General features: G+C 54.8%; 16 protein-coding genes. 7 read left to right on the top strand and 9 right to left on the bottom strand.

Annotated elements, in window-relative coordinates; translation table 11 throughout:
* Positions 1 to 2: 2 nt before the first annotated feature.
* Both radB and larC read right to left on the bottom strand, forming a co-directional pair.
* A complete protein-coding gene (radB, locus tag WC598_RS08500) occupies positions 3 to 680 on the bottom strand; it encodes a DNA repair and recombination protein RadB (protein WP_372961057.1) in 678 nt (225 codons plus the stop codon).
* A complete protein-coding gene (gene larC, locus WC598_RS08495; protein WP_372961056.1) occupies positions 677 to 1,897 on the bottom strand; it encodes a nickel pincer cofactor biosynthesis protein LarC in 1,221 nt (406 codons plus the stop codon). The genes radB and larC overlap by 4 nt, the downstream gene beginning before the upstream one ends.
* A gap of 42 nt (positions 1,898 to 1,939) precedes the next feature.
* On the opposite strand from larC, the gene WC598_RS08490 reads away from it, so the two are divergent.
* Entirely contained in the window at positions 1,940 to 4,357 is a 2,418-nt protein-coding gene (locus tag WC598_RS08490; RefSeq protein ID WP_372961160.1) for a CDC48 family AAA ATPase, read from the top strand.
* 909 nt (positions 4,358 to 5,266) lie between these two features.
* Complete coding sequence (locus tag WC598_RS08485; protein ID WP_372961055.1) at positions 5,267 to 8,155, top strand: thaumatin family protein; 2,889 nt, start codon at positions 5,267 to 5,269, stop codon at positions 8,153 to 8,155.
* A 587-nt stretch (positions 8,156 to 8,742) separates the two neighbouring features.
* Here the strand turns inward: WC598_RS08485 and WC598_RS08480 are convergent.
* The gene (locus WC598_RS08480; RefSeq protein WP_372961054.1) at positions 8,743 to 9,726 is read right to left on the bottom strand and encodes a DsbA family protein; all 984 of its coding nucleotides are present in this window, start codon (positions 9,724 to 9,726) and stop codon (positions 8,743 to 8,745) included.
* A gap of 155 nt (positions 9,727 to 9,881) precedes the next feature.
* Positions 9,882 to 10,688 (bottom strand): sulfite exporter TauE/SafE family protein, encoded by an 807-nt coding sequence (locus WC598_RS08475; RefSeq protein WP_372961053.1) that lies wholly within the window; start codon positions 10,686 to 10,688, stop codon positions 9,882 to 9,884.
* Positions 10,689 to 10,755: 67 nt separating this feature from the next.
* Here WC598_RS08475 and WC598_RS08470 point away from each other — a divergent pair, with 67 nt between their 5' ends.
* Positions 10,756 to 11,334, top strand: a complete 579-nt coding sequence (locus WC598_RS08470; RefSeq protein ID WP_372961052.1) for a cysteine hydrolase family protein — start codon at positions 10,756 to 10,758, stop codon at positions 11,332 to 11,334.
* A 105-nt stretch (positions 11,335 to 11,439) separates the two neighbouring features.
* Here the strand turns inward: WC598_RS08470 and WC598_RS08465 are convergent, their stop codons facing one another.
* The gene (locus WC598_RS08465) at positions 11,440 to 11,754 is read right to left on the bottom strand and encodes a hypothetical protein (protein ID WP_372961051.1); all 315 of its coding nucleotides are present in this window, start codon (positions 11,752 to 11,754) and stop codon (positions 11,440 to 11,442) included.
* A gap of 159 nt (positions 11,755 to 11,913) precedes the next feature.
* Between WC598_RS08465 and WC598_RS08460 the strand changes: the two genes are divergently transcribed.
* The 4 genes from WC598_RS08460 to WC598_RS08445 all read left to right on the top strand — a co-directional run bounded on the left by WC598_RS08460 (position 11,914) and on the right by WC598_RS08445 (position 15,084).
* Entirely contained in the window at positions 11,914 to 13,455 is a 1,542-nt protein-coding gene (locus WC598_RS08460) for a class I adenylate-forming enzyme family protein (RefSeq protein ID WP_372961050.1), read from the top strand.
* Between the two features lie 95 nt (positions 13,456 to 13,550).
* Entirely contained in the window at positions 13,551 to 14,174 is a 624-nt protein-coding gene (locus tag WC598_RS08455; protein WP_372961049.1) for an RAD55 family ATPase, read from the top strand.
* Between the two features lie 372 nt (positions 14,175 to 14,546).
* Positions 14,547 to 14,909: a hypothetical protein gene (locus tag WC598_RS08450; RefSeq protein ID WP_372961048.1), complete on the top strand. Its 363-nt coding sequence runs from the start codon at positions 14,547 to 14,549 to the stop codon at positions 14,907 to 14,909.
* Complete coding sequence (locus WC598_RS08445; RefSeq protein ID WP_372961047.1) at positions 14,872 to 15,084, top strand: hypothetical protein; 213 nt, start codon at positions 14,872 to 14,874, stop codon at positions 15,082 to 15,084. The genes WC598_RS08450 and WC598_RS08445 overlap by 38 nt, the downstream gene beginning before the upstream one ends.
* 75 nt (positions 15,085 to 15,159) lie before the next feature.
* Here WC598_RS08445 and WC598_RS08440 read toward each other — a convergent pair whose 3' ends face one another.
* The 4 genes from WC598_RS08440 to WC598_RS08425 form a co-directional block, all read right to left on the bottom strand.
* Positions 15,160 to 15,444 (bottom strand): hypothetical protein, encoded by a 285-nt coding sequence (locus tag WC598_RS08440; RefSeq protein ID WP_372961046.1) that lies wholly within the window; start codon positions 15,442 to 15,444, stop codon positions 15,160 to 15,162.
* On the bottom strand, positions 15,444 to 15,638 hold the full coding sequence (locus tag WC598_RS08435; RefSeq protein ID WP_372961045.1) for a hypothetical protein: 195 nt from the start codon (positions 15,636 to 15,638) through the stop codon (positions 15,444 to 15,446). The genes WC598_RS08440 and WC598_RS08435 overlap by 1 nt, the downstream gene beginning before the upstream one ends.
* Positions 15,639 to 16,471: 833 nt before the next feature.
* Positions 16,472 to 16,873, bottom strand: coding sequence for a PIN domain-containing protein (locus WC598_RS08430; protein ID WP_372961044.1), 402 nt, complete (start codon positions 16,871 to 16,873; stop codon positions 16,472 to 16,474).
* Positions 16,845 to 17,087 (bottom strand): AbrB/MazE/SpoVT family DNA-binding domain-containing protein, encoded by a 243-nt coding sequence (locus WC598_RS08425; protein WP_372961043.1) that lies wholly within the window; start codon positions 17,085 to 17,087, stop codon positions 16,845 to 16,847. The genes WC598_RS08430 and WC598_RS08425 overlap by 29 nt, the downstream gene beginning before the upstream one ends.
* Positions 17,088 to 17,266 lie beyond the last annotated feature (179 nt).

Below are 17,266 nucleotides of genomic sequence, written 5' to 3'. Positions count from 1 at the left end.
GGTCAGGTCCGGGACCGGATGCCGCTTTCAATGATCTCGTACTCGATCATGGCACCTTCCGGGCGGGAACGGTGCTTGACGAGCCGGGCCCTGCGAAGGCCGGGGCTCTCGGCTTTTTCGAGCCGGACAATCACTTTCGAGATGTGTTCAAGGGCATATCCCCCGAGGCCGTACCAGGTATTCCGGGTCGTGTCCATGTACACCTGGTTGGTGATGATGACGGGGATCTCGTACCGCTTGGCATAGCCGAGAAGATGGATCATCTGCTTGGTGAGGGACTGGAGTGCGTCTCTCCCCTTTTCGAGATCCGTGCGGTAGAGGGCGGTTGCCGAGTCCATGACGAGAAGCCGGGGCTTCTGGGTTTTGAGCACCTTCTCTGCTTCGGCAATAACGATTGCCTGGTGCTCGAAGTCGAGGGGTTCGAAGAGGAAGAGACGATCGGCAAGCTTCTCCGTGTCCTCCCCGGCGATCTGGCGGAACCGCTCAATGGAGAATCCCTCGGTGTCGATATAGACGACCGGGTGGCCGGCCCGCAGGGTTGCAATGGCAGCGACAAGGCAGATGGTGCTCTTGCCGCTCGCGGGCTCCCCGTAGAGCTGGGTAATGGTCCGGGCTTCGAGCCCTCCACCGAGGAGGGTGTCGAACGCCGGGTCGCCGCTTGTCTGGCGATCGATCTTCATGGGGCTCCTGCCCCCTGCTTCTGCTCTGTCATGTACTTCCACCCGGCGGTTTCAACCGCCCGGAGCACGTCCCGGACCGGTACACCAATCTCGGCAGCGAATTCCCGGGCCGGTCCGAACTCTGCCTTGAGCATGTAGACCGAGCCGTGCATCCACCCGCATTTAACCGGCATCTTTTTGCATTTCCCGACAATCTCGACCTCGATCTCTTCTATCGTCCGCTCCGCAATGAACCGGTGGACGGCCGGGATGCAGCGGATCCCGAGGGTTCCGAGCTCGCGGGCCATCAGCTCCGCAAGGGCAGCGCTTGTTGCCGGGAGGCTGATCACCCGGATCAGGAATCCCGGGCGTCCCTTCTTCATGATGATCGGTGTTGCGCTTGCATCGCGGGCGCCGCCATCCATAAAGGCTGCAATGGCGTGGGCAATCACTTCGCCGCTCACATCATCCACGTTTGTTTCAAGGATATCCACGGTATCCTCCGGCATCCCGCCGGCAGGTACGGCCCCGGTTGTTTCCACGATCATTGCCCGGAGCACATTCGGGGTGTGTTTCGGATCGCGGGTTCCTGCCCCGTAGCCGGTGGCAGTGATGGTGTAGGCCGGCAGATCCACCACTGCTTTTGTGGCAAACTCTGCAAGGAGTGCCGCCCCGGTCGGCGTGCAGAGTTCCCCGGTATGAATGCCCGATATCGTGGCAAGTCCTGAATGTTTCAGGATGGCGGCGGTTGCCGGTGCCGGGATCGGGAAGGTACCGTGCGAACCGGTTCCCGTGCCGTGTCCGAGCGTGACCGGCAGGATCTGTATCCCGTCCACCGCGAGTGCATGGAGTGCCGTGCAGGCCCCGATGATATCGGCAACCGCATCATCAGCCCCGACCTCGTGGAAGTGGACGTGGTGACCGTGAACCTCTTCTTCCGCAACACTGATCCGCCGGAATACCCGGTGGGCCATGGCAAGCGCCGGGGCCGGCACATCGGGGGCAGCCTCGTCAATTCGTTTCTCAACATCTTCGAGGGTGCGGTGAACCGGAGTGGACCGGGTATCCACTTTGAGCGCCCGGATCCCGGCCCGGGTAACGCGGGTTACGGTCGGTTCGGTGACAACGGATCGCATTGCCCGTACAACCGTTTCCCGGTCTGCCCCGCAGTCAAGTAAGGCCCCGGTTATCATATCGCCCGCCGCACCGCTGAAGGGATCAAGAATGAGGACTCGCATTTACAGTACTTATAAATCCCTGCGTATATGACCTTTAAGGTAATGCCTGAAGTGCAATTGAGGGTGGATTCCGCATATCCCGGCGATCAGGGTGGCGGAAAGGCCCGGCTGGATCCCGAGACGATGCTGCTCCTGAAGATCTCGCCCGGCGATCTGGTTGTAATCGAAGGAAAACGCAGGACGGTGGCAAAGGTCTGGCGGTCGCTTGTCGAGGACTGGAACCAGCGCAAGCTCCGGATCGACAACTTCACCCGGCAGAACGCCGGCGTCAGCATCGGGGATACGGTAAAAGTTGCAAAGATCACCGAAGAAGTTGAGGCAAAGCGGGTTGTCCTTGCACCCCCCGAGGACCTTCCCAAGAAGATCCCGATAGCAAACAACCCGCACGTGGTCAACGGGCTCATTGATTTCCCGGTGGTAAAGAACGACACCATCCCGATCATGCTCGGGCTCCCGTTCATCCAGCCCCAGATTGTCGGGTTCAAAGTCGTGGAAGTCGAACCCGAAGAAGCGGTCATCATCACCAAGAACACCTCCATCGAGTTCTCGGACAAGCCTGCAGCAGGTTTTGAGGGAGTGAAGCGGTTCAGCTACGAAGATATCGGCGGGCTCAAGGACGAGCTCCAGCGCCTCCGCGAGACTATCGAGCTCCCGCTCCGGCATCCCGAGCTCTTCCAGAAACTCGGGATCGAACCACCCAAGGGTGTCCTCCTGTACGGGCCGCCCGGAACGGGTAAGACCCTCATTGCAAAAGCGGTGGCGAGCGAGAGCGGTGCGCACTTCATCTCGATCGCCGGTCCCGAGGTAATCTCGAAATATTATGGCGAGAGCGAGCAGCGGCTCCGCGAAGTCTTCGAGGAGGCCCGTGAGAACTCCCCCTCAATCATCTTCATCGACGAACTGGACTCCATTGCCCCCCGGCGCGAGGAAGTGACCGGCGAGGTTGAGCGCCGGGTCGTGGCCCAGCTCCTCACCATGATGGACGGCCTTGAGGAACGCGGGCAGGTTGTTGTCATCGGTGCAACCAACCGGGTCGATGCAATCGATGCCGCCCTCAGAAGGCCGGGCCGGTTCGACCGCGAGATCGAGATCGGTGTCCCGAGCGAACCCGACCGGATCGAGATCATGAAGATCCACACCCGGGGCATGCCGCTCTCCGAGGATGTGAGCCTGGACGTGCTCTCCCAGCAGACCCATGGGTTTGTAGGAGCTGATCTCGCAGCCCTTGCCCGCGAGGCGGCTATAAGGGCCCTGCGCCGGTACCTGCCCGACCTGGACCTCGATGCAGAAGAGATCCCGGCGGACGTGCTGGATAACCTCAAGGTGTACGCAAGCGACTTCCGGAGCGCCCAGCGGGATGTTGGCCCGAGCGCCATGCGGGAAGTGATGCTCGAGGTCTCGCATGTGAAGTGGCAGAACGTTGGCGGCCTTGAATCGGCCAAGACCGAAGTCCGCGAAGCCATTGAGCTCCCGCTGACCGACCGCCAGAGATTCGAGGACCTCGGGATCGAACCCCCGCGGGGAATCCTCCTTTACGGGCCTCCCGGAACGGGGAAGACGCTCATAGCAAAGGCCGTTGCAAGCGAGAGCGGGGCCAACTTCATCCCGGTGAGGGGCCCCCAGCTCCTCTCCAAGTGGGTTGGCGAGAGCGAGCGGGCAGTTCGCGAGGTCTTCAAGAAGGCCCGGCAGGTCTCCCCCTCGATCATCTTCTTCGACGAGATCGATGCCCTTGCCCCGGCCCGCGGGACGAGCAGCGACTCGCACGTGAGCGACAACGTGCTCAACCAGATCTTAACCGAGATGGACGGGCTCGAAGAGCTCAAGGACGTTGTTGTCATGGGCGCAACGAACCGCCCGGACATCGTGGACCCGGCGCTCCTCAGAGCCGGCCGCTTCGACCGGCTGGTCTACATCGGCGAACCAACACTCGAAGACCGCCGGAAGATCATCGGCATCCACGCCCGCTTCATGCCGGTCGAGGGATCCGCATTCGAGGAGATCGTCCAGCTTACGGTGAGGTACTCCGAGGATGCCATTGCCGAACTGGTTGAGAAGCTCGGGCGGGACAAGACAATAACTGCCGATGAGGTCAAACCCTTCCTCACCCCGGCCTCTGAAGAGAGCACCGGCCTGCCGGTTGGTTCGCGCCGGAAACGGCTGGTTGAGTTCTTCGCTGAGAAGAATCTCGTATTTTCCGATCCCGCACGCGACAGTCTTGCAGCTGCCCTTGCCGCCGAGACCGAAGGATTTGTGGGTTCGGATCTCGAATCCCTCTGCCGGGAAGCCGGCATGCTCGCCCTCAGGGACAACGTGGCTGTCGTGACCCGCCAGCATTTTGCCGAAGCGCAGAAGAAGGTCCATCCTACCATGAACGAGAACCTGCGGGACTATTATACCAAGATCCAGCAGTTCTTCAAAGGCGGACTGCCGAAGAAAGTCCAGCCCATGGAATACCAGTAACTCTTTTTTATTATATAAATCATAAAAAATCAGGTGCCTGATTAGTAAACGTCACAGGACGATAACTAACGCATACCTGGAGCGGGTCGGCGGTAGAGAATCCTGTTCTCTTAAAGGAGATAATCCCGAACATATCTCCTGCATTGTACCCTTGATCGATCTTAAAATAATAATACGGTGAGCTGCATGGGGAACAGACGCCCGTTCCTTTTCATCCCTGATACTTCAGTCAATTTCAGTCTGATGAAACATGTTTTTCGATCTCCCGGAACTTCATTATGTGCATTATTTCCACCCTGCCTTCCGGCTACCGGGGAACTGTATACCATCACTAAACGAGAAATAAAATCCCAAATAAAATATACAAGTAGATCACTAGTACAGGTGATTTATATCGTAACCTTCTTCCCTGTATATATCGAACTCCTCTGTAAAAGGGGGTATCGTGGTGACAGGGGGAATCGGGGTATCGTCTTTCGTTGGTGGTTTCTGTAAATGAGAGCAAAACATATTCTTCTGGTGATGGTGATCCTTTTGGCCGTTGCAGTTCTTGCAGTACCTGCAGCAGCAGTCCATCAGATAACCTTTCAAAATACCTGCAATCAGGATGTCTGGATGAACCTCCAGGGCGGACCCCAGGGAACATGTGATAATAATGGAGCCGCCTGCAGTGGTTGTGAGGTTTGTGGGGCTGATTCCTATGGTAACAATATTATCTGCAATACCTCTGTAGTAACCGGAAACAATACACCACTCTGTTGCCCGGGATCGAACACGGATATGCCATATTGTAATACCGGGGAATCCTGTTTACCTGGCGGATGCTGTCCTGGTGTGAATCCATCAGCAGGCCTGAGCTATAATTGCCCACAAGCGGGAAATTATGAACTAATTTGTGGAAATACCACCATGACCCCGGCCGAGATCGATGCACTTTCCGGATACAATAATGCAAGCACCGGTCGTCACCGCATTGCATGTAACGGTTCAATGATTGCCGGAGGTGGATTCAAGCTTGATGCCAGCACCGGAAGTCAGACGTACAACTTCCCCGACGGATGGAATGGAGGATTCTTCCCGCGAACCGGTTGTACATTCGATGCAAACGGGATCGGATCCTGCGATACCGGCAACTGTATTGACGGGCTGAACCGCGGTCTCTTACAGTGTGGCGGGGCTGGATCTGCCTCACCCGTTACCAAGGCAGAGATGAACTTTGGTAATACGTGGGTGGATGTTGATAATTACGATGTAAGTTTTGTCAATGGGTTTAACGTTGCCATGGTTTTTACCCCCACTCAATATAATGCGACATATATAGGGAGGAACCAATGTACCTCCGGAGGATGTGCAGTCAATCTATCCAGTTTTTCCAGCCCGAAGGTCCCCAGCTGGAATATGCTGAAATATACCAGTGTCAGTAATTTCATCGGAATTTATGACTCCGGCGACTATTTCTACAACACGCATTACATGGCAGGAGATCCACATACCGGGCCAAATGCAGCAAACTGGACTATCTTTTATGGTTACAGCTGCCCTATTTCCGAAGGATATGTGAATAATTCAGCTATTTCGTGCGCTGATGTCCCGCCAGGCAAAACCTGCAAGACCTGTGCCGGACAGAACACCAATTTATATCCGTTCAATCTGCCGGGAGCATTGCCGGATTCTGCAAACCTCTTCTTTGATACATGCCCGAATGCCTATGCATACACGTACAACGATACCGCTGCCCTGATGACATGTAACGGGCAAAATGCGGCAACCGAGACAAATTATACAATCACGATGTCGTGTCAGGGCGGAACAGCCGCTCCGACTATTACCAGTATCAAGCCTGGTTCCGGTGAGAACACAACAACTGTCAGCATCTCGAACCTTGCCGGCACCGGGTTTTATGGCACCCCTACGGTCAGCCTCTCCCGGACCGGTTATAGCAATATCCCGGCAACCGGCGTAACCGTAGTCTCCGCGAACAAGATCACGTGCAATCTCAACCTTGCCAACCAGATTGCCGGAGCATGGAACGTCAATGTTATAAATCCGGATGGGCAGCAGGCATCGCTTTCCAGGGGATTTGCGATAACAAACGCATCAACACCGGCTCCAACGGTTGTAAACATCACACCAGGCTCCGGAGCGAACACAGGAACCGTCAGTATCACGAACCTTGCCGGCACCGGGTTTTATGGCACCCCTACGGTCAGCCTCTCCCGGACCGGCTATAGCGATATCCCGGCAACCGGCGTAACCGTAGTCTCCGCGAACAAGATCACATGCAATTTCAATCTTGCCGACCAGGTTATCGGGTCCTGGAATGTCAACGTCATGAACCCGGACGGACAGCAGGCCACGCTCTCCAAGGGCTTTGTGATAACGAACCCCTCAGCCCCGGCTCCAACCGTAACAGGCATCACGCCCAGTTCCGGCCAGAACACAACCACCGTCAGTATCACGAACCTTGCCGGCACCGGGTTTTATGGTATTCCAACCGTCAGCCTTTCCCGGACCGGCTATAGCGATATCCCGACAACCGGCGTTACGGTTGTCTCCGCGAACAAGATTACGTGCAATTTCAATCTTGTCAACCAGTTGCCCGGGTCCTGGAACGTCAATGTAATCAACCCCGACGGGCAGGAGGCCACGCTCTCCAAGGGTTTCACGATAACGAACCCCTCAGCCCCGGCTCCGACCGTAACAAGCATCACGCCCAGTTCCGGCATGAACACAGGGTCCGTCAGTATCACGACCCTGGCCGGTACCGGGTTTTATGGCACCCCTACGGTCAGCCTCTCCCGGACCGGCTATGGTAGTATCCCGGCAACCGGCGTTACGGTTGTCTCCGCCAGCAATATTACGTGTAATTTCAACCTTGCAGACCAGGCGTCCGGGTCCTGGAACGTCAATGTAATCAACCCCGATGAGCAGGAGGCCACGCTCTCCAATGGATTTGCGATAACAAGCCCGGTTCCAACAACACCACCAACCCCGGCACCGGATTCCGGTGATACCGGTGGCAAGGGTGGATCCTCCTCAGGTTACACCGTTGCAACAGCCCCGGCAGCCGGGGCCGGCCAGACGCTGACATTCACCTTTAACCAGCAACCAACGCTAAGCAAAGAGGTAGCCGCATCCCAGGTCCAGATTATTACGGGAGCGCCCACGGAGTCCTTTGCGGTAATCGCCCAGCCGGTCACCGTTGGCAATGCCATCCAGATTACCGGTCAACCGGTTGCCGGATACCTTGAGATCTCCCCGGTAGGTGTCCCCTCGGGAAGTATCAGTCAGGGAATAATCACCTTTACGGTTGATGGAGTCTGGCTGACAACGAATAACCTCGCACCGGGAAATGTTGTCCTGATGAGATATCATGACCAGCAGTGGTCGCCACTGCCAACAACATTTGTCAGTGTTTCCAATGGTATCTACACGTTCACCTCAACTACACCGGGATTCTCGTACTTCGCAGTCACTGCTGACAAGCAGAAGTCCCTCGCCGCCACAACACCATCCCCCGGTGCCACAGCAAATACAACTCTTGCAGCGATCACCACGGGTGCTGGTACATCATCATCGGTTACAGCCACCACCACAAAACTTGTATCCTCTGCAATGGCGACTGCGACAACTGTCGCCCCTGCAGTAACCCCGGCCCCGGCAACCACCTCCGGATTCCCCCTAGGTCTTCTCGGGATCGCAGTGGTGATTGTTGTAATCATTGCAGTTGCAGCAATCCTGATACACCGCTGGTGGATCCGGAGACAGAACCCGATGCTGTTCAGGAAATATGACTGATAATAAAAAAAGCAGAAAGACAATCACCCTGACAGGATCGTTGTGAAACGGATCACAATATCCTGTTCTTAAAAAACTCTTTTTTGGTTTACGATATCATAGGGTCAGACGTTTCAGGGCCGGATTATATTATGATGCCTGGCGTTGGCAGGCACCGAAACTACGTTTCCCACCGGGTTCTTCGATGTTCTCTCCTGAGAAAAATTTCGCTTATCTGTTCCCGGCCGCGACCACACGCACAGCAAGCAGGATGCCGGTATCCCCGTCACACACCCGTCCGGTACATCTGTCCTTTCACTATCCGGCGGTGTATACCTCTCTGATGGATTTCTCTCAATGGCATTGACCGGATCGCCATGACCGCTTTCCATAATGACAGTCAGTTTCCTGCAGTGCATCTTTTCCCATGAGCAAAACGAATAAAAATCAGAATAGGGATATCTTTTTTTTTAATCAATTCTCGCTCTGCAACTTTGTCAAGAAATTATACATTTTTTTAGAGGAGAACGTGAACGATCCCATACCAATGGAACAGGACCAGAAAAATCAGAAGACCCTAAAAAAGGATCCGGCTGGTATCTGAATACTTACCCGCATGTCCCGGTGGCAGCTGCCGAAGAGGAGGCAAGCGTTGTATTGCAGACCTCCGGTTGGTTCGTATAACTGCAACATATCATAGACTTTACCGCTTCAGGGTTCCTGCCGCCGAATTTAAACTCGCTCACCGTTGCGCCGTTCAGGATCAGCGTCGGCGATGCCGTTGCGCCATATGAATTTGCAAGCCGGAAATCGTTTGCCGCATAGGAAATCCCCCGGTCCGGAGATGCCGTGCAGGCCGAGAGTTTTGTGGTATCGATACCCGTGCTGTTCAGGCATGACGCCGAAGAGGTGGAGTTGAGGAAGCACGATACGTAGTTCCAGTACCGGTTGGGCTGCTCTTCCCGGATACAGATCTGGCGCAGATTCTCTGCCGCCTCAGTTGGCCCGTGCATGGACTGGACCGTGCCGTTGGATACTGCGCCGAGATATCGGACCTTGATATGGGCACTCATGGTCGGAATGCTGGAGACGACGTTTGCAACAACTTTCTGCATCTGCTGTCCATAGGGGCAGTACGAGACAACAAACGCTTCAAGGAACGGGGATTCGGCCCTGGTCACAGCGTTACAGGCATTTGCAGATGCTGCTGCAGGGGCCGGTGTCGTACTTGGTGCAGATGGATTGAACTGATTGAGCATGAATGTCGAGGGGAAGAGATATTTCCCGTCTTTTGATATGAACACATAGAGGATCTGCTCCTGGTTGTCCGCAGATCTGACATTAAGGGAAAGACGAAAAAGCCCGCTTTCTTCGGTAACATTGATAAGCCTGACCGAGGTTCCGGATTCAACAAGGTTCGTTTGAATAAAATTTGTTGCAATTTCCGCTTTGCCTGAAGCATCTGGTGCAGATCTGCTCAGGAGTGATGAACTGGCTGCGTCGGAAAAAAATACACCGCTGATACAGATCACAGCAGTTGCGGCAAACAGGAGAATGAATACTATCGCGATTATCTTCCAGGGGTTATTCATGAAATCAACCAGAATATCTCTCGTAATTTATGTTCAATCCGGGAAATTTTAAGACTATGTTTTTTGGCAAACATTCGTACTGGTACCTGATGGCTGATTGAATCGTTTTTTCTGTTGACGACCGGCTGGCGTGCAGGTAGTATCGGGGATTTTTTTTATCCGCTCGCAAGCATCAGGACGCCAATGAGTGCCAGCAGCCCGGCAAAGATCACCTGCAGGTTCCTGCCTGAACAGCTGTGAGCGAACCGTACACCCAGCCGGGCGAGCGGGATGGTGGTGACTGCAAGGATTGCAAACGTGAGAAGATCCACATACCCTGCCGAGTACGGTGGTAACCCTGCCACCCCGATGCCATTGATGATATACGCAATAACGGCTCCTGCCGCAGAGAAGATGAGGCAGGCCGACGATGTCCCGACCGCCCGGTGGATCGGGTAGCCCAGCAGGATAACGAGGATTGGTACCAGCAGGGCCCCGCCGCCAAGCCCGGTCAATCCCGATAAGATGCCAATGGAAAAACCGATGAAAATATACTGGACTGCCGATCCCCGGGGCTCGCAGGCCGGGCATCCCCGGATATGCCAGACCATCCGGACCGCCATGATGAGAATGAAGACGGCAAAAAACAGCCGGAGGATACTGCCCGGAATATGGGAAGCAGCCATCCCGCCGGCAATGCCGCCGAAGATGGCGGCACAGCCCATCGGAACGGCAGCTTTCCAGTCCACTGCCCCGTGCCGGTGATGCCCGAGAGCCCCGCTTATCATTGTCGGGATGATAACGGCGAGTGATGTGCCGAACGCAAGACGGGTGGCAAGCGTACTGTCCATCCCGCTTGCGGTATATAACCAGTACTGGACAGGGGTCATCAGGGCCCCGCCCCCGACACCAAAGAGGCCGGATACAGTACCGGCCACAATCCCCGTCAAAAAAAGACAGGCAACCTGGATGAGAGATTCCATCAAGCGACTCCAAAAACTTCTGCACAGTTATTATATGCCGGGCATAATATTCTAACGGGAAATCATCATGGGACAACCAGCACTGCTCATCATTGATATGCAGAACGATTTCGTGCTCGAAGGTAAGCCGCTGAGAGTTGCCGGAGCTTCTGCGGTAATACCGAAAATCCAGTCTGTACTGGCTGAGTTCAGGAAACGAGAGCTGCCGGTCTTTCATGTTGTGCGGGTGCACCGGAAGGACGGGTCGGACGTGGAGATCATCCGTCGGGACCGTTTTAAGCAGGTGCCGTTTGCGGTGGATGGATCAGCTGGCGCCGCAGTTATCGATGAACTGGCGCCGCTCCCCGGCGAATACGTCCTGAAGAAGACCCGGATGAGCGCATTTATCGGAACGGAACTCGACCTGATGCTCAAAACTCTCGGGGCTACAACCCTGGTTGTCTGCGGCATCCAGACCCCGAACTGTATCCGGACAACGGTCTTTGACGGGATTGCGTACAATTACCCGGTTGTGCTGGTCAGTGATGCCACCGGTGCAGCCTCCGATGAAATCCACCGGGCCAATGTCTTTGACATGCAGAATATCGGGGTGCAGATTGCATATGCCGCCGATGTGAGCGATCTCCTCAATTCCCTGCGGGCGTAATTATTACGGTCTCACACCGATGGGAATCCGGACAAAAATTCTTTTTCTTCTAAAAAAGGATCCGGTGGGAATTAAAATACCGGTTCTGTCAGGAAATTTTTCCTTCTACTCGCAGTACGGATCGTTTGCCCATTCCTCGATGATCTTCTTGGGGGGCTTTCCGCCGCGCCGGTGGTGGTGCTGGGATGCTGCCGACCGGTCCTGCTCGGTCTCTTCATCGTCAGTGTCGGCTTCCTTCTCCGGAACAGCCTTCGGTGTTTCCTGCGCCGGTCTCTGGGGCTGGTCGCCGCGGGGATGGAATCGCTGGCCGCCCTGGTGCCGGCCCCGGTCCCGCCGGTCGTTTCTTCGCGGTCCCTGGGGGTTCTGTCCCTGGCGGGGCTGGCTGCCGGTGGTTTGTGGCTCCGTCTTCTCTTCTTCCATAACGTTCAGACTGATAAATCGGGGCAGGAACCACAAATAGTTTGGCATGGGTGGTGCAGGAAATCCGGATACCTGCCGGGAAACCTCATTTTCCCGGCCGGAAAATGAACACCTATATACATCAACGTTTAAATTTGTATAAAAAACCGGCGAGCCTGCATGTCCAACGTCACCACCCTGCTTGATGCAAAAAGTGTTCCCGAAGCAAAAGCCGCGCTCGTCTGCCCCTCCCGGAACGAGACGTACAGCTACAAAAAACTCCGCGATGAGATGAACCGGATCGGTCTTGGCCTTCTCGCCCTCGGTGTAAAAGAAGGCGACCGGGTCTGCATCTACCTTGACAGTTCACCGGAGTACCTGATCAGTTACTTTGCGATCTGGCGGATCGGCGCAGTCGCGGTCCCGACCAACATCGTGTACCGCGGCGAGGAACTGCTGCACGTCCTCAACGATGCGGGTGCAGTAGCGGTCATCACGGACACAAATGGCGTTGCCATCATTGAAGGAATCCGGAAGAGCGCCCCGATACTCACCCATGTCATCTGCACGGGTGGTTCCGTAGGAAGATCTACTGCCTGGGACTCGTTCCCGGCTGCACCTCAAACTATGCGGGCGGTCAACTGTTCGACAGAAGATCTCTGTCACATCCAGTATACCGCGGGAACAACGGGCAGGCCCAAGGGGGCAATGCACACTCACGGCAACTGGATGACCGCCCTTGACACCGAACGCGATGCCCTCCGGCTCCGCCCGGTCGATGTCTATCTCGGGATTTACCCTATGGGCCATGTCGGGCTCTCGTGGGGGCTCTCGGTGATCCGGGCCGGCGGCACGTACGTGATGATGGAGCGGTTCGATCTCGACTCGTATCTTGCTCTTGCAGAGAAGCACCGGGTCTCGGTCCTTGCCGGCATGCCGCCGGTCATCTATTCGCTCGTCCACTCCCCCCCGGGGACGGAAGACCGGCTCAAAGATGTGCGGGTGATGATTTCCGGGGGTGGCCAGCTCCTCCCCTCGGTCTGGGAAGCGTTTGACCGGCGCTACCATATCCCGGTGGCAAACTCGTACGGGCTCTCGGAAACGATCGTGATCGGATCCGGGACAACCACCCTCCCCGAGTACCCGCACCTGACCAAGGAGTACCAGAGCGTGGGGGTTGCGGTCGGGTACACCGAGCTGCGGATCGTGGATGCCGCTGACCCGGAGAAAGAGCTTGCCCCGGGTGAGAACGGTGAGATTGCGATCCGGGGTCCTGCGGTTGCAAAAGGGTACTGGAACCTGCCTCAAGCAACCCGCGACGTATTCCGGCACGACGGCTGGTTCCTCACCGGGGATATCGGGAACCTGGACAACAACGGGATCCTCTGCATCACGGACCGGAAGAAGGACATGATCATCATGTCGGGCTGGAAGATCTACCCGACCGAGGTGGAGAATGTGATCATCCAGCACCCGGCCGTAATGGATGTTGCCGTTTTTGGCATTCCCGATGAGCGCAAAGGTGAGGTCCCGGTTGCAGCTCTCGTCCTGAAGGCCGGTTGTTCGCTCTCGGAAACCGAGCTGGAAACCTACTGCCGCGATCACCTGGCCGGCTACAAGATCCCGCGCCGGTTGGTTGTCACGGATTCGCTCCCCCGGGTCCATGGCTGGAAACTCTTAAGACGCGATCTCCGGAAAAAATTCGGCGATTTATGCTCCTGATCCGGAAACGGCTGATTATTCTGCGACAAAATTCCTGCTGGTCCCGCAAACCTTTTTAAGAGCCTGATAAATACTACTCTCCGGAGCAATCCCCTTTGGACACAAGAACCCGTATCCAGGATCTCACGGTTGGCGTGAGAACCAAAAAACGAACCACCGGCATCGTGGGGCTCAACCTGCTCCTTGACGGTGGTTTTCCTGAAGGATCGGTCATCATGATCTACGGGACGCCGCTTGCCGGAGTTGACCTTGCGGCAAACCAGTTCTGGAAAGCGGAGGGGGGAGAGGAAGGCACGTACCTGATGAACGACGGCGACCCGGAGGTCGGGATGATCGATGCAACCGACCTGCATCCCGAGATGTACCTCACCCAGATGGCCGGGAGCCGGATCGTTGTCGACTCGCTCTCGACTGTCATCATCAAGTACGGTATTGACGGGGCCCTCAAATTCCTGCGGCTCGCCCGCGAGGAGATCAAAAAACGCGGAGCAAACCTGGTGCTCGTTGTCTACACGGGCATCCACACGCCGATGGAGATGACCCGGATCATGCGGGCTGCGGATATCGTCATCGAGTTCAAGACCGAGATCCACCAGAGCGAGATCGAGCGGACCCTTGCGGTCCACAAGATCCGGGCTGCGGCTGCCCCCCAGCGGCTGCTGCCGTTCATCATCACCGAGAAGGGAATCGAAGCCTCGACAACGTCGAGAGTGGTGTAATTTTTTATTTTTTCCCGCCGGGTATTAAGGAACTGCTGTCCCGATCTCCCGAACGGTCTCAACGCGAAATACGCTTTTTGGAACTCTCTGCAAGCTGGTTCCGGACACTTTGATTTTTAACAATCAAAGAAAATATACATATATATTTAAGAATAATATTTTAGTGCGTATTCACTTTAACCGGATCGGGACTCTCTGGATGCGCTAATGAAGAATGTCCCGGTACCGGCTGGGTGGCAGGAGGGTGTTGGTGCGATTCATTTCCCTGAATAGATATGACGAAGCGGCCGGGCACGAACCGGCAGTGTCCTCTACGAGTACGAGGCAAACAGCCGGCTGGTCTCATGGACCCGGTGTTTCCGTGAGGCCCGCATGACCCGCGGACGCCTGCCGGTCAAGGCGCAGGAAGTGGCCGATTCCATTGCCATGAAGCGGGGCAGGATCCAGCACTACCAGTACGAGCCGGGGGCGGTGTTCAGCTTTACGATATTACAAAAAATCTGTAATGTCCAGGTCCGGATAAAATGTGTACGCCGGCTCAGTTATACGGAACAGGAACTTGAACGGGAGATCGGGGCGGTGCTTGCGGACATCCGGCTCACGGCCTCGGGCCCGGGGATCACCCGCGAGCTCTGGCTCTGCTCATCCCGGTACGCGCTGCGGTTCTTCCGCGTGTCTGATGACGGGCTTGTCGAGCTTGACAGGGACGGGGTGGCGTTCGGAACCGGAGCATGACCGGCCGGTTTACCTGGCGCGGAAATTTTTTGGAAATGCCGGGGCGGTTGCGGTTGATAAGCCAGCCGGGACCGAAGCGCTTCCTGCGGCTAAACCGGAGATGACGATTGTTGGGACTACGGGAAGACTCAACAAGATCAACCGCCATCACATCGATCATGAGTGTGTTGATTGAAATTAAACCGGACTATCCGTAAAATTCCTCATAGTTGAGTTACACCTCACGATACAACGATTGAAACCATCTGATTTACAATCGACCGTACTTTTTATGAGCGCGTTCGATAGTATCGAGATAAAAAATAAAAACGATATCATGTTCAATACGATACAGGGCGGTGTAACTGCGGCTGATATGTAAACGATAAACGGGTTTTTTGCCACGGCAGGAAAATTTTTCTTTATCTCCACCTTTCCCGGGCCAGGGGTCCGTTTTAAGGAGAGATAGTTTAGTTCTTACGATGTGCTGAGTCTTTTCCGGAAGACTCTCAAGAAATGCCAGGGGTTCATCCTCAATCCTGGTGATGAATGACACTACTCAAGCTCCACAAAGTGGCCGTCCCGCATTTTACGATCAGCATCTTCAAATAACCGGCGGCGTTTTTCCCTGGCTACCATATCTGAAAGGACCTGATCAAAGGTCTGTCCCGGCTCTCGGAGTTCGTAAAGTTCCTCCCACGTGCTGGGGCGAACCGGTATTCTTTTTGTTGAGCATTCAGAACCGGTCATAAGTATCCTGTGGGTGCTGTAATGATTTACTTATTTGCAATTATTCCTTAATTCCTTAATGAAATTTACATCTCCAAATGCAATATTTACCAAAATACGGAAAAACGCTGAATCATCTTAATAGAACGATTTCATCGAAAACATCTCGTATGACTTCCTAAAAAAAATGGTGATAAGACTATTCCGATCTTTTCCTTCCTCCGGTTCGCCGCACCGATCAACCGCCTAGTCAACGTCCCCAAGAACCAGGTAACTCCGCTGCCCCCTCTTCCTGATGCAGTCCTGCCTTGGGGTCCTTCGTCGGTGGGGAGATACTCCCGGAAGTATCGCAGAAGGGTCAGATCCCGTTTTTAAAATCAGGCTCCTTTTGGCAAACGGAGGTCATTTTGAACTTTCCTCCCGGGAGGGTGTTGTATCCGGGGCCAGGAAATGTGCGGAATTCGCAGAAAATGGATGTAAATTCATTTTAATCTCCTCAAAAAGTGCCCGGATTCGAAAAATTAACGTCGGAGAGCCAAATGTGCGCAATTAGGCTCAATTGGCTGGCCGATCTCCCTTGCGATCAGGCTGGAGTAGGGCAAAACGAAAGGAACCCCTGTTTTTGGAATCCGGGGTACGTGTCAGCAGATCTGTCAACAGGTTTGATGGTACCCCATCATGATGAACCGCATATCACACGGGACGGGCATTTTACAGCGGTTGAACGACCCGGACTGACAACCGGTTTTTAAAAATAAGGCCGGGTGTTTGTTCCGGTTCCCGGGTCTTAACCAGTTCCCGATGATGAATCCATGGTAGTATTCTCTCGCCTTTGTCGAATCCGTTCAGAACTATCACGGGTACCTGATTACCGGGACATCCAGTTCCAGAAAATGCGGATCGTTTGTGACAACCGCTGCACGAACAGCCCGGGCCGATGCCGCGATGATGGCATCAGCAACAGAAATTCCCGGCCGTTTCGTCAGGCCGGCGTCCATAGCAATTTCTGCGGTGAGCGATATGATGTTCAGTTTTGAATGCCGGATCTGCATGAGCCGGAGCCTGGCAGACGCTGCATCGGATTTTCTGGTATAGAGATACGCAAGTTCTGTAAGCGTGATCGTTGCGACAAATCCTTCCGCGTCCCCGTTCTGGATTGCATCCATGTGGCCCTTGATGATCTCGGATCCCTGCTCGCGATTGAAAAATGCAAGGAACGCGTGCGTGTCAAAGAGCAGTTTTTCCTTCGAGCTCATTATCCCACTCCTTTCGCATCTCTTTGAGCATTGAGCCGGTGTTCTTCAGCTGGTCAGCGCCCCAGAGTTCTGAAAGATTGACCAGCGGCTGGAGCCGGATAGATCCTTTCTCTTCGATAATTACCAGTGAGTCGCCTTCTTTTAAGGAAAACTTTTTCCGAAATTTGGAAGGAATGACAATCTGGCCTTTTGAGGAGAGGGTTACTATTTCCATTGTAAGATTTCTGTTATCTTGTAAGAGAATATAGTTTTTGGCTTACTTGTAACCTACATTTCGCAGGACTCCCTAACGAAATAATAATTTCTAAAAGCGGGACCCATGATGTTGAGGATGTCCAGAGTTTCGTCCTCCAGATTCACGATAAACCGTTTGCTTTGAGAATTCACGGATAG

It is taken from the genome of Methanoregula sp. (assembly GCF_041645475.1).
Lineage (GTDB): Archaea > Halobacteriota > Methanomicrobia > Methanomicrobiales > Methanospirillaceae > Methanoregula.
The sequence above is the reverse complement of the archived record's forward strand: the minus strand, read 5'-3'. Positions and strand labels throughout refer to the sequence as shown.

Coding starts and splice junctions, on each gene's coding strand:
- radB (WP_372961057.1), bottom strand. CDS start 680: ATGAAGATCGATCGCCAGACAAGCGGCGACCCGGCGTTCGACACCCTC.
- larC (WP_372961056.1), bottom strand. CDS start 1,897: ATGCGAGTCCTCATTCTTGATCCCTTCAGCGGTGCGGCGGGCGATATG.
- WC598_RS08490 (WP_372961160.1), top strand. CDS start 1,940: ATGCCTGAAGTGCAATTGAGGGTGGATTCCGCATATCCCGGCGATCAG.
- WC598_RS08485 (WP_372961055.1), top strand. CDS start 5,267: ATGACCCCGGCCGAGATCGATGCACTTTCCGGATACAATAATGCAAGC.
- WC598_RS08480 (WP_372961054.1), bottom strand. CDS start 9,726: ATGAATAACCCCTGGAAGATAATCGCGATAGTATTCATTCTCCTGTTT.
- WC598_RS08475 (WP_372961053.1), bottom strand. CDS start 10,688: ATGGAATCTCTCATCCAGGTTGCCTGTCTTTTTTTGACGGGGATTGTG.
- WC598_RS08470 (WP_372961052.1), top strand. CDS start 10,756: ATGGGACAACCAGCACTGCTCATCATTGATATGCAGAACGATTTCGTG.
- WC598_RS08465 (WP_372961051.1), bottom strand. CDS start 11,754: ATGGAAGAAGAGAAGACGGAGCCACAAACCACCGGCAGCCAGCCCCGC.
- WC598_RS08460 (WP_372961050.1), top strand. CDS start 11,914: ATGTCCAACGTCACCACCCTGCTTGATGCAAAAAGTGTTCCCGAAGCA.
- WC598_RS08450 (WP_372961048.1), top strand. CDS start 14,547: ATGACCCGCGGACGCCTGCCGGTCAAGGCGCAGGAAGTGGCCGATTCC.
- WC598_RS08435 (WP_372961045.1), bottom strand. CDS start 15,638: ATGACCGGTTCTGAATGCTCAACAAAAAGAATACCGGTTCGCCCCAGC.
- WC598_RS08430 (WP_372961044.1), bottom strand. CDS start 16,873: ATGAGCTCGAAGGAAAAACTGCTCTTTGACACGCACGCGTTCCTTGCA.
- WC598_RS08425 (WP_372961043.1), bottom strand. CDS start 17,087: ATGGAAATAGTAACCCTCTCCTCAAAAGGCCAGATTGTCATTCCTTCC.